A 12263-nucleotide genomic window follows, 5' to 3' on the forward strand; every position below is an offset into this window, starting at 1 on the left:
TGATTCTATTTTATTATTTAAAGTAAATTACAATATTTATTTGCAATAGTTTTAATTGAAATAATATCTGTTTAAATATAATTAATACAAATAAAATATTAACACAAAAAATCAATAAGTGAATGTTAATTTTTTACTTTGAATATCGTTTTATTTATATTTAAAAATTATTTCTAAATTTATATTAATATTCATTAATCAATTATTTTATTAACAAGTAAATAAAAAATGATAAAAACATTTAGCAAAAAGTATTACAAACATAATACTGTTTTATTACATGAAGCAGTTGATAGCTTAAATATTAAAGAAAATGGTATTTATATAGATGGAACTTTTGGTATGGGAGGACATTCGCGTTTAATTCTTTCAAAAATTGGGTTGCAAGGAGGACTAATTGCAATAGATCGTGATCCGCATGCTATCATAGAAGCTATGGATATAAAAGATCAACGTTTTACAATTATTGAAGGAACTTTTTCTAAACTAGAAACATATGTTTCTAGTTTAAATTTAATCGGAAAGATTGATGGAATACTGTTAGATCTTGGTGTTTCTTCTCTTCAATTAGATAATAATGAACGTGGATTTTCTTTTATGAATGATGGACCATTAGACATGCGAATGGATCCTAATTGTCAATATACAGCATCAGATTGGTTACTGAATGCAGATGAAAAAGAGATTGCTTATGTATTAAAATTATATGGAGAAGAAAGATTCGCTAAGCGTATAGCTAGTGCAATTATAAAACGTAATCGTAAATTACCAATTACAAGAACAAAAGAATTAGTTGAAGTAATTGAATTAGCTATTCCAGTGAAAGATAAATTTAAACATCCTGCTACACGTAGTTTTCAAGCAATACGTATATGGGTTAATAGAGAATTAGAAGAACTAAAAAATATATTAAAATGTTCTATTAAGATACTTGCTCCCAAAGGACGTTTATCTATTATTAGTTTTCATTCATTAGAAGATAGAATGGTTAAATATTTTATGCGTGAAAACAGCAGCCTTTTACAAATTCCACATGGATTACCAATTACAGAAGCGCAATTAATCGATATGAGTAATTGTAAACTTAAATTATTAGGTAAGTTGATTCCAAGTAATTTAGAAATAAAAAATAACCCAAGGTCAAGAAGTTCTATATTACGTATAGCTGAAAAAATTCATTTATAATAAATAAATCTTCTGTATGAATATAAAAGATTTATTTATTATAAATTCTGTACTTAGCTTTAGATAATATATATATACATTAATATAAAAATTGCTATTAATACATGAGAAAATTAGTGAAAACACTTAACAATCTTCATTATTTACTTAAAAATTGGGTTCCTAACGCACCTCTCTGTTTTTTTAATACAATAAAATTAGATAGTCGTAAAATAGTAAAAGGAGATTTATTTATTGCTGTTTTAGGATGTTTCAATGATGGCAGAAATTTTATTTTAGAAGCAATAAGTAATGGTGCTGTTGCTATCTTAGCAGAAGCAAACGGTAAGACTCATCATGGAAAACAATATGTAGTAAATGGGATACCTGTTATTTACTTATCAGATTTAAATAAAAAATTATCAACTTTAGCTAAAATATTTTATCGAAATCCAGGAAAAAAACAAAAAATCATTGGAGTAACGGGAACAAATGGAAAAACTACTGTTACTCAATTAATAGCACAATGGGTAAACCTGATAGGTGAAAAAAGTGCAGTAATGGGGACTATGGGTTATGGATTACTTGGGCACCTAAAAACTACAAGCAACACTACAGAATCTGCAATTAATGTTCAAAAAATACTATACTTGTTAGATAAGGAAAAAGTCAATCTAACATCAATGGAAATATCTTCGCATGCTTTATTACAGCATCGTGTATCTGATATAAACTTTTCTGCTGGCATATTCACTAATTTAAGTCACGATCATCTTGATTATCACAATAGTATGGAAAGTTATAAAACAGCTAAATGGTCTTTTTTTACGCAACATAAAATCAAACAAGTTATAATTAATATAGATGATAAAATTGGTAAAAAATGGCTAGAAAACATTCCTAATGCAGTTGCAGTTAGTATAAACCAGAATATCAAGATTAACATAGGTAAATATTGGTTAAAAGTTGTTAAAATACATTTACATAAAGATATATCAACAATTTTTTTTAATTCAAGTTGGGGACAAGGTACAATTAATACTATATTGATTGGAGATTTTAATATTAGTAATTTAATGCTTGCATTGGCAACCTTATTAACTCTTAAATATCCATTAGATTCGTTATTAAGAGTGGCTTCTAAATTACAACCAATTCATGGTCGTATGGAATTGTTTTTTCAAAAAGGTAAACCCAAATTAATTCTTGACTACGCACATACTCCTGAAGCGCTTAAATTAGCCTTAATAGCGGCTCGTAAACATTGTACGGGTAAACTTTGGTGTTTATTCGGTTGTGGTGGTGGAAGAGATAAAAGTAAAAGGCCAATTATGGGATCAATTTCTAAACAATTTGCTGATATCAGCATCATTACTCAAGATAATCCACGTACTGAAGATCCAGATAAAATCATTAATGATATTTTAAGTGGTATGAAAGATCTATCTGATATTTATGTAATAAATGAACGTATAAAAGCAATTGTTCAGTGTTTTATTACAGCTGAACCTAATGATTTAATTTTAATTGCAGGTAAAGGTCATGAAACATATCAAATTATAGGTGATAATTACTTTCAATATTCAGATCAAACTATCATTAAACATTTATTAGAAGAAAAATATGATTCCAATTTTCTTAAGTACATTAGCAAAAATAACTAAAGGTAAATTGTATGGAAAAGATACATTACTAGATAATATATCTATAGATACAAGCAAAATACAATTAGGTACCTTATTTATAGCTATTATCGGCAAACAATTTGATGCGCATAATTTTGTTGATCATGCAATTAACCAAGGTGCAAAAGCTCTGTTGGTAAACAGATATTTACCAATCTCAATACCGCAAGTAATTGTTAAAGATACTAGTTTAGCACTTGGAACATTATCATCTTGGGTACGTAATCAAGTAAAAACACGTGTTGTTGCTTTAACTGGATCTGCAGGTAAAACATCTGTTAAAGAAATGACTGCTTCTATTTTTCGTCAGTGTGGTAAAACTCTTTGTAATAAAGATAATTTAAACAATAAATTTGGAGTATCTTTAACTTTATTACAACTTTCAACAGAACATAAATATGCAGTAATTGAATTAGGAGCAAATCATCCAGGTGAAATTGATTATATAACTAAAATAACATGCCCTGAAAGCGTATTAGTAAATAATATTGCAGAAGCACATCTCGAAGGCTTTGGATCTATGGCTAATATTGCAAAAGCAAAAGGGGAAATATTTTATCATTTGCATGAAAAAGGAACTGCAATCATTAATGATGATAGCCATGGTATGCTACACTGGAAAAAATATTTAAATAATAAGAAAACATGGACTTTTTCTTTAAAAAAGAATACAAGTGATTTTTTTGCTTATAATATTAAAATAAATAAAAACTACACTAGTTTTTGTATGCATACTCCTGATGGTTTAGTTAAACCAAACATTCCTATAACAGGGACACATAATATATATAATGCATTAGCTGCATCTGCACTATCACTATCCATAGGTATTCCTTTAGATGCAATAATTAGCGGTCTTGCAACTTTTAATCCTATCCCAGGTAGATTATTTCCCATTTATTTATCTAAAAATAAAATATTATTAGATGATAGTTACAATTCTAATATAGGGTCTATGAAGGTTGCAATAGAATTATTATCATCTATGCCAGGATATCGTGTTATGGTAGTTAGTGATATTGCGGAATTAGGTTTAGAAAGTGAGAGGTTACATCGTAAATTAGGTGTTTATGCTAAAAATATGGCAATAGATCTTGTCATAAGCATAGGCACTTTAAGTTATTTAATAAGTCAAAATAGTAAAATAGGTAAACATTTCACAAGTAAAAAATTAGTGGTTAAATATCTAAAATTATTATTATTTAAATATGAAAATATTACTATTTTAATTAAAGGTTCAAGGAATGCTAATATGGAAGAAGTAATAAAAGAATTATTATAGGGAAAATTATGCTCGTTCTATTAGCAAATTATTTTACTAATGTTTATTCCAATATATTCTTACATTTAATATTTCGTGCTACTAGTAGTTTATTGACATCTTTGTTAATTTCTTTATATATAGGACCGTATTTGATTAATTGGTTAAAAAAGCTACAAATAAATCAAGTAGTGCGTAATGATGGTCCTGAATCTCATTTGAATAAGTATGGTACCCCAACAATGGGTGGTATTATAATTATCATCTCAGTGTTTATTTCAACATTAATTTGGTCCTGTTTATCTAATATTTATATATGGTATTTATTAATAGTATTTATTGGATATGGTATCGTTGGTTTTATAGATGATTACTACAAGGTTATATATAAAAATTCTACAGGGTTAGCGGCAAAATGGAAATATTTATGGATGTCTATTATCGCAATAATTATTGTAGTATTATTATATCTAACAAATAATAATGCTTCTTCAACACAATTACTAATTCCCTTCTTTAAAAATTTTATGCCGCAATTAGGAATAATATATATCGTGTTAGCTTATTTTGTTATAGTTGGTACAGGCAATGCAGTCAACTTAACTGATGGTTTAGATGGTTTAGCAATAGTACCTATAATATTTGTAACTTCTGGTTTTAGTATAGTATGCTGGTTAACTGCTAATATAGCACTTGCTCAACATTTTTATATACCTTATATCAAAAATGCAGATGAAATAATAATTTTTTGTACTGCAATTATTGGTTCTGGTATTGGTTTTTTATATTTTAATATTTATCCAGCAAGAATTTTTATGGGTGATATTGGTTCGTTAGCACTTGGGGGAGCATTAGGTACTATTGCTGTATTAGTACATGAGGAATTATTATTATTCATAATGGGAGGAATATTTGTAATTGAAGCTTGTTCAGTTATATTACAAGTATGTTCATTCAAATTATTAGGTTTTAGAATTTTCCTTATGGCACCTATTCATCATCATTATGAATTAAAAGGATGGTCTGAGTATCGTGTTATTGTAACTTTTTGGATTATCTCATTAATATTAGTTTTATTAGGTTTAATAATATTAAAGATACGTTAATTATGATTGAATACAAAGGTAAAAAAGTTGTTATTATTGGTTTAGGTTTAACCGGACTATCTTGCGTTAAATTTTTTTTGAAAAAGGGTGTCATACCCCGAGTAATTGATACTCGTTTATGTCCTCCTCAACTAAAACAATTACCTAAAAATGTTGAGTTTCATTTAGGTGAATTTAATACTGATTGGTTATTTCAAGCTGATTTAATTATTACAAGTCCAGGAATTGATTTATCATGCCAAGAATTACAACAAGCCCTTAATAAGGGAATAGAAATTTTAGGTGATATAGAATTATTTTGCCGTGAATTAACTGTGCCTATAATAGCTATTACCGGATCAAATGGTAAAAGTACAGTTACTGTTCTAATAAAAGAAATGGCAAAAGCAGCTGGTTATCAAGTAGGTGTTGGAGGTAATATTGGTTTCCCTGTCCTTGATTTGTTAAATGAACCTATAAAACAATTATATATTTTGGAAGTATCTAGTTTTCAATTAGAAGTTACTAACAGTTTACGAGCTAATGTAGCTACTATCTTAAATGTATCAGAAAATCATCTAAATCGTTATCCATTAGGTATTAATCAATATCGTAATGTCAAAATGCGAATTTATCAAAATGCGTTAATTTATGTAATTAATAAAGATGATCCATCAATTATACCTGAAAATAGCAATAATCAAAATTCTATTAGTTTTGGTATTAACAAAGGTGATTATCATCTTGTTAATAATAAAGATGAAATTTATATAAAAAATATTTATTACGATCAAAATTTTAATATTGAAAACATAAAAATTACTGGTCAACATAATTATATTAACATTCTTGCAGCTTTAGCATTAGCAGGTGCAATAGGATTGCCATATAATTCTAGTTTAGAAACATTATGTTCGTTCAAAGGCTTAAAACATCGTTTTCAGTTAATAACTGAACATAAGGGCATTAAATGGATTAATGATTCTAAATCAACAAATATAAAAAGTACTGAAGCTGCACTATTTAGTTTAAATTCCAGTTTAAAATTTAAAGGTACGATATGGTTGTTACTAGGTGGTGATGGTAAAAATGCTGATTTTTCTTCTTTAAGAAGATACGTTATTAATAAAAATATAAGGTTCTTTTGCTTTGGCAAAGATGGAAAAAAGATAGCTTCCATGAATCCTGAAATTTCAACGTATACCAAAACAATGCAGCAGGCTGTTATGCAAATTGCATCTTTAGTTAAAACTAATGATACTGTACTTTTATCACCAGCATGTGCTAGCCTAGATCAGTTTGATAATTTTGAACATCGCGGTAATATTTTTATTAAATTAGTCAAAAAAATTATCAATGAGTAATAAAATCTTTTATCATAAAGACTAAATGCTTGATGTTTACAGTATACTAAAAACGACTATAATTTATATCATTGGGTAATTAAATATTTATTTATTTAAGTTATAATAACTATTAATATTATTAGTTAATAATTCGATTCAAATATAATAGAGTAAATCATGAACAAACAGTATTATTTCAATAATTTCATAGTGTATCATAATTTCATTCTTAAAAGCTTGAAAAAAGTTATAATCTGAGGTAGTCAATGAGCAAAACATTGATGGTTATGGCCGGAGGTACTGGAGGACATATTTTTCCTGGATTAGCTATCGCTAATTATATGATAGAACAACTAAATTGGAATGTGTGTTGGTTAGGCACAATCAATCATATGGAAAGTAATATAGTTCCAAAACATAATATAAAAATTTATTTTGTTAAAATACAAGGATTACGTGGTAAAAATATTAGAACTAAATTACTAGCCCCTATCTCTATCTTCAATGCTTTAATGCAAGCAAGAAACATTATAAAATTGTGCAAACCAAATGTAGTATTAGGCATGGGAGGTTATGTATCAGGACCTGGTGGTTTAGCTACATGGAGTTATGGTATACCTTTATTAATACATGAACAAAATAGTGTTGCTGGTTTAACGAATAAGTGGTTAGCAAAGATAGCTACAAAAGTTTTACAAGGTTTTCCAAATGCTTTTCCTAATGCAGATATAGTTGGTAACCCTTTACGTAAAGATATATATAAAGTACCTATACCAGAAAAGCGTTTTATAGGACGCACTGGACCCATTAGGGTTTTAGTGGTAGGTGGAAGTCAAGGTGCTAAAATTATTAATGATATTGTATTAAGAGTTGCATTTTGTTTAGAAAAAAAAATCATTATATGGCATCAAACTGGAATTAATGAGAAACAAAAAGTTCAGGAAATATATAGACGATTAGGCCATACACAGCATATCGTAACAGAATTTATTGAGGATATTTTTTCTGCTTATTCATGGGCTGATGTAATTATTTCTAGATCAGGAGCACTCACGGTTAGTGAAATAGCTGCAGTGGGACTAGCGGCTATTTTTATACCATTCAAACATAAAGACCGCCAGCAATATCTAAATGCTTTAAACCTTGTACAAATAGGTGCTGCTAAAATATTTGAGTCTGAACAACCGATTGCAGATGATATAGTTAAGACAATTCTTTGTTGGAATAGATCTATATTACTCCATATGGCACAAAATGCAAGAAAATTAGCTTCTTATAATGCAACTGAACGAATTTCTAAAGAAATAACATATATATCCAAATAATAAACTTAACTGAAAGTAAAAAGTCAAATATTAAAGATGGATAAAGAAAAATCAATAAAAATATATTCTATGAAATCAAAAATGCACCAAATTAATCATATCCATTTTATAGGTATTGGTGGTTCTGGTATGGGGGGAATTGCAAAAATATTAATTTGTGAAGGATATCATATTAGTGGTTCTGACATATTTCCTAATGTAATTACCCGATATTTATCTACGTTGGGAGCAAAAATTTATTTTAATCATAGAAGTGAGAATGTAAATAATGCCAATGTTGTAGTGATTTCTAGTGCAATACCATTTAATAATCCAGAAATTCTTTCTGCAAAGAAACAAAATATTCCTATAATAAGCCGTGCTGAAATGCTAGCTGAATTGATGCGTTTCCGCTATGGCATCGCTATTTCAGGCACTCATGGAAAAACTACTACTACTTCTATATTATCAAGTATATATATTGAAAGTGGCTTGAATCCGACATTTATTAGTGGAGGTATAGTAAAGAAAAGAAATGTTTTAGCAAACTTAGGTGATAGTAACTACTTAATAGCCGAAGCTGATGAAAGCGATGCATCTTTTTTACATTTAAATCCGATGGTTGCTATTATAACAAATATTGATCTTGATCATATGGATACTTATCAAGGTGAAGTTGAAAATCTTAAAAAAGCTTTTGTTGATTTTTTACATAATTTACCTTTTTATGGATATGCTGTTGTATGTATAGATAATAAGATAATACGTGAGATTATTCCTAATATAAATCGTCAAATTATTACTTATGGTTTTAATGAAGACGCTGATTTTAAGATTGACAATTATGTACAATACGGTTTGCAAAGCCATTTTAATTTGATAATAAAAAATCAATTATGTTTAAAAATAATTTTGAATACTCCAGGACATCATAATGTTCTAAATGCGACAGCTGCCATTGCTGTATGTTATAAAGAAGGTATTCATGAAAAATATATTATTGACGCTTTAAAAAATTTTGAAGGAACTGAAAGACGTTTTGATTGTCTAGGTATATTTCCAACACAACCTATAAACGGTAATATTGGAAATGCTATATTAATAGATGATTACGGTCACCATCCAACTGAAATTAATGAAATAATTCAAACTATGCGATCTGGATGGCCAAGTCGACAATTAATCATGATTTTTCAACCACACAGATATACACGCACTAGAGATCTATTAAACGATTTTGTTGCTGTTTTATCAAAAGTTGATATATTGCTAATATTAAATGTATACCCAGCAGGAGAAAAAATAATTTCTGGTGCTAGTAGTTCTTGTTTGTGTAACTTAATTCAAAGCATTAGTAAAATAAATCCTATCTTAATTACTGAAAACAATTGTATACCAGAAACTTTAGCATTATATATTTCTGGTAATGATATAATTTTAATTCAAGGAGCTGGTGATATTAGTCAGGTTGCACTTGACCTTGCAGAATATAAATTACAACCAAAATATAAAGTACAAAGTTATAAACTTGAAGAACAATATGAACAGAAATGACAAAATAGCTGTATTGATGGGAGGGAATTCATCAGAACGTAAAATTTCACTAATGTCAGGAAATGCAGTTGTAGCTGGCTTACGTAATGCGAAAATCAATGCTGATGCTATTGATGTAAGAAATTATTCAATATTAAATATAAAAAAACAAGGTTTTAACAAGGTTTTTATTGCTTTACATGGTCGTGGTGGTGAAGATGGAAGAATACAAGCAATTTTAGAATTTTTAGATATACCATATACTGGAAGTAGAATTATGGCTTCATCTATTGCTATAGATAAAATAAGAACTAAATTGTTATGGAAAGGATTCGGATTAAAATCAAGTAATTTTATCTGGCTTTCACATAAACAGATAAGACAAGGTTTAGACAGAAAAATTAAAAATGATATTTCTATGCTAGGTTTACCTCTTTTTGTTAAGCCTAATCGTGAAGGATCAAGTATAGGAATTAGTAAAGTAAATAAAATTAGTGAATTACCACAGGCTTTAGAAAATGCATTACAGTATGATAAGGATATTATTATTGAACAATTCCTATGTGGACAAGAATATTCTGTTGGCATTTTAGGAGATACAACACTACCCACAGTAGCAATAAAAACTAATAATAAATTTTATAATTATGAAGCAAAATATTGTTCTGACAATACTGAATATTGTTTTTCTAATGATTTAAGTTTTGATCAAAATTTAAAGTTAAAAAAATTGGTATTATCTGCTTGGCATTCTTTAGGATGTAGAGGATGTGGTCGTATAGATTTAATGACAGACAGTAATGGAGAATTCTATTTGTTAGAGATTAATACTTCTCCAGGAATGACTCATACTAGTTTAGTTCCGTTAGCTGCTGAAAAAGCAGGAATATCGTTTTCGCAGTTAGTCACTAATATACTAGAATTAGCTGTTTGATTTAAATGTCTTTATCTATTATATAATTTCATTTATATTGATACAGCATTAATATAATTTATTATTTAATAAAAAATTAAAAATCATTATCTTAAGGTAGGAAATAAAACATAAATACAATTATTCATTGTAATTATATAATAATGTAATTATATAAACATAAAATGTATCCAAATAAAATAATAAATGCGGTTAGTGTTGCAATATAAAAATATTTATAATTATGCAAAAAAAAATCTGTAATTCATGTCTATTCAAAATGAATAATCTCTTAATAAAATACGTTCAGGAGAAAATAAATGGTAGAGACTAATGAATTAAACAATGAAGCAGTAATTAAAGTAATAGGTGTAGGTGGTGGTGGTGGTAATGCTGTAGAACATATGGTACGTGAACGTATTGAAGGTGTAGAATTTTTTATCGTAAATACAGATTCACAAGCGTTACGTAAAACAGCTGTAGGCAAAACTATACAAATCGGTAATAAAATTACAAAAGGCTTAGGTGCAGGTGCAAATCCAGAAGTAGGACGTAATGCTGCTGAAGAGGATAGAGAATCTCTTCGTGCTTCTTTAGAAGGTGCAGATATGATATTTATTACAGCAGGTATGGGAGGGGGTACTGGTACAGGTGCAGCACCTGTTGTAGCTGAATTAGCAAAGGATCTAGGTATTTTAACTGTTTCAGTCGTAACTAAGCCATTTAATTTTGAAGGTAAAAAACGTATGGCTTTTGCGGAAAAGGGCATAACAGAATTATCTAAATATGTCGATTCTTTAATTATAATACCAAATGATAAATTATTAAAAGTATTAGGACGTGGTATTTCATTACTAGATGCTTTTGGTGCAGCTAATAATGTACTTAAAGGAGCTGTACAGGGGATAGCAGAGCTTATTACTCGTCCTGGACTTATTAATGTTGATTTTGCTGATGTACGAACTGTAATGTCTGAAATGGGATATGCAATGATGGGTTCTGGTATATCATGTGGTGAAGATCGTGCTGAAGATGCTGCTGAAATAGCTATTTCTAGTCCACTATTGGAAGATATAGATTTATCTGGTGCCCGCGGAGTATTAGTTAATATTACTGCTGGTTTTGATTTACGTCTAGATGAATTTGAAACTGTTGGTAATACTATTCGTTCTTTTGCTTCTGATAATGCAACTGTAGTAATTGGCACCTCATTAGATTCAGACATGAATGATGAATTGCGTGTTACTGTTGTGGCAACAGGTATTGGTAGTGACAAACATCAAGAAATTAAGTTAGTATCTAATAAAACATTAAATAAATCAATTTTAGATTGCCGATATCAACAACATGGAATATCAGTTGTACAAAAAGAACAAAAATCTGCAAAATTACTTAATCAAATACAAAAAATTAACAAAGATCCTAATTACTTAGATGTTCCAGCTTTTTTAAGGAAGCAATCTGACTAATAATATTGATATAATATCATATATTGTAAATGAAATTTTGGAAGTAAATGTAAATAATGATAAAAAAGAAGATGGATTAATTACTAATTTCATAAAGATTGCTTTTGAAAATTTTTATACTAAAAATTCAAATTGAACATTACTAATATTCTAATGCTTACTATATTAATTTAGTGTAATCATATGACTTAATAATTATTAAAATTAGTGTCGTGATTATTAAAATTAGTGTCGTGATTATTAAAATTAGTGTCGTGTGAAATATTTAATTGATTATATAAATTGCAGATTTTACATTAAATAATTTTTAAAGTCAATTAATTACACGTAATAGTTACATAATTATTTTTAACTTGCTTGGCAGTATAAAATACTAAAATTTTTTGAAATAAATTTATTAAATTAAATATTGTAATTATAGTACTGTATGGTTTTTGTTAATCTCATCCATGATTTCTTTTTTTTATTAATAGTTTTAATTTTATATACATCAAAAAACATGT

The 12263-nt window shown here is 28.1% G+C and carries 9 protein-coding genes; all 9 read left to right on the forward strand.

Annotated elements, in window-relative coordinates:
- The first annotated feature begins 228 nt into the window (after window positions 1-228).
- A complete protein-coding gene (rsmH, locus tag CRV10_RS02100) occupies window positions 229-1185 on the forward strand; it encodes a 16S rRNA (cytosine(1402)-N(4))-methyltransferase RsmH (RefSeq protein WP_136130169.1) in 957 nt (318 codons plus the stop codon).
- A 116-nt stretch (window positions 1186-1301) separates the two neighbouring features.
- On the forward strand, window positions 1302-2828 hold the full coding sequence (gene murE / locus CRV10_RS02105) for a UDP-N-acetylmuramoyl-L-alanyl-D-glutamate--2,6-diaminopimelate ligase (RefSeq protein WP_422386883.1): 1527 nt from the start codon (window positions 1302-1304) through the stop codon (window positions 2826-2828).
- Window positions 2788-4131 carry a UDP-N-acetylmuramoyl-tripeptide--D-alanyl-D-alanine ligase gene (murF, locus tag CRV10_RS02110; protein ID WP_136130171.1) on the forward strand — a complete coding sequence of 448 codons (1344 nt, stop codon included), beginning with the start codon at window positions 2788-2790 and terminating at the stop codon, window positions 4129-4131. Before murE ends, murF begins: the two co-directional genes overlap by 41 nt.
- A gap of 8 nt (window positions 4132-4139) precedes the next feature.
- Window positions 4140-5216 (forward strand): phospho-N-acetylmuramoyl-pentapeptide-transferase, encoded by a 1077-nt coding sequence (gene mraY, locus CRV10_RS02115; RefSeq protein WP_136130172.1) that lies wholly within the window; start codon window positions 4140-4142, stop codon window positions 5214-5216.
- A gap of 2 nt (window positions 5217-5218) precedes the next feature.
- A complete protein-coding gene (murD, locus tag CRV10_RS02120; protein ID WP_136130173.1) occupies window positions 5219-6559 on the forward strand; it encodes a UDP-N-acetylmuramoyl-L-alanine--D-glutamate ligase in 1341 nt (446 codons plus the stop codon).
- A gap of 248 nt (window positions 6560-6807) precedes the next feature.
- Window positions 6808-7866, forward strand: coding sequence for an undecaprenyldiphospho-muramoylpentapeptide beta-N-acetylglucosaminyltransferase (murG, locus tag CRV10_RS02125; RefSeq protein ID WP_136130174.1), 1059 nt, complete (start codon window positions 6808-6810; stop codon window positions 7864-7866).
- Between the two features lie 36 nt (window positions 7867-7902).
- Window positions 7903-9399 (forward strand): UDP-N-acetylmuramate--L-alanine ligase, encoded by a 1497-nt coding sequence (murC, locus tag CRV10_RS02130; RefSeq protein WP_136130175.1) that lies wholly within the window; start codon window positions 7903-7905, stop codon window positions 9397-9399.
- Window positions 9386-10312 (forward strand): D-alanine--D-alanine ligase, encoded by a 927-nt coding sequence (locus CRV10_RS02135; RefSeq protein WP_136130176.1) that lies wholly within the window; start codon window positions 9386-9388, stop codon window positions 10310-10312. The genes murC and CRV10_RS02135 overlap by 14 nt, the downstream gene beginning before the upstream one ends.
- A 299-nt stretch (window positions 10313-10611) precedes the next feature.
- Window positions 10612-11760 (forward strand): cell division protein FtsZ, encoded by a 1149-nt coding sequence (gene ftsZ / locus CRV10_RS02140; protein WP_136130177.1) that lies wholly within the window; start codon window positions 10612-10614, stop codon window positions 11758-11760.
- Window positions 11761-12263 lie beyond the last annotated feature (503 nt).

Source organism: Candidatus Pantoea edessiphila (assembly GCF_002933355.1).
GTDB lineage: Bacteria > Pseudomonadota > Gammaproteobacteria > Enterobacterales > Enterobacteriaceae > Pantoea_C > Pantoea_C edessiphila.

Bases quoted from the DNA above. Each gene is read 5' to 3' on its own strand.
- murF (WP_136130171.1), top strand. From the start codon at position 2,788: ATGATTCCAATTTTCTTAAGTACATTAGCAAAAATAACTAAAGGTAAA.
- mraY (WP_136130172.1), top strand. From the start codon at position 4,140: ATGCTCGTTCTATTAGCAAATTATTTTACTAATGTTTATTCCAATATA.
- CRV10_RS02135 (WP_136130176.1), top strand. From the start codon at position 9,386: ATGAACAGAAATGACAAAATAGCTGTATTGATGGGAGGGAATTCATCA.
- murC (WP_136130175.1), top strand. From the start codon at position 7,903: ATGGATAAAGAAAAATCAATAAAAATATATTCTATGAAATCAAAAATG.
- ftsZ (WP_136130177.1), top strand. From the start codon at position 10,612: ATGGTAGAGACTAATGAATTAAACAATGAAGCAGTAATTAAAGTAATA.
- murG (WP_136130174.1), top strand. From the start codon at position 6,808: ATGAGCAAAACATTGATGGTTATGGCCGGAGGTACTGGAGGACATATT.
- murD (WP_136130173.1), top strand. From the start codon at position 5,219: ATGATTGAATACAAAGGTAAAAAAGTTGTTATTATTGGTTTAGGTTTA.
- rsmH (WP_136130169.1), top strand. From the start codon at position 229: ATGATAAAAACATTTAGCAAAAAGTATTACAAACATAATACTGTTTTA.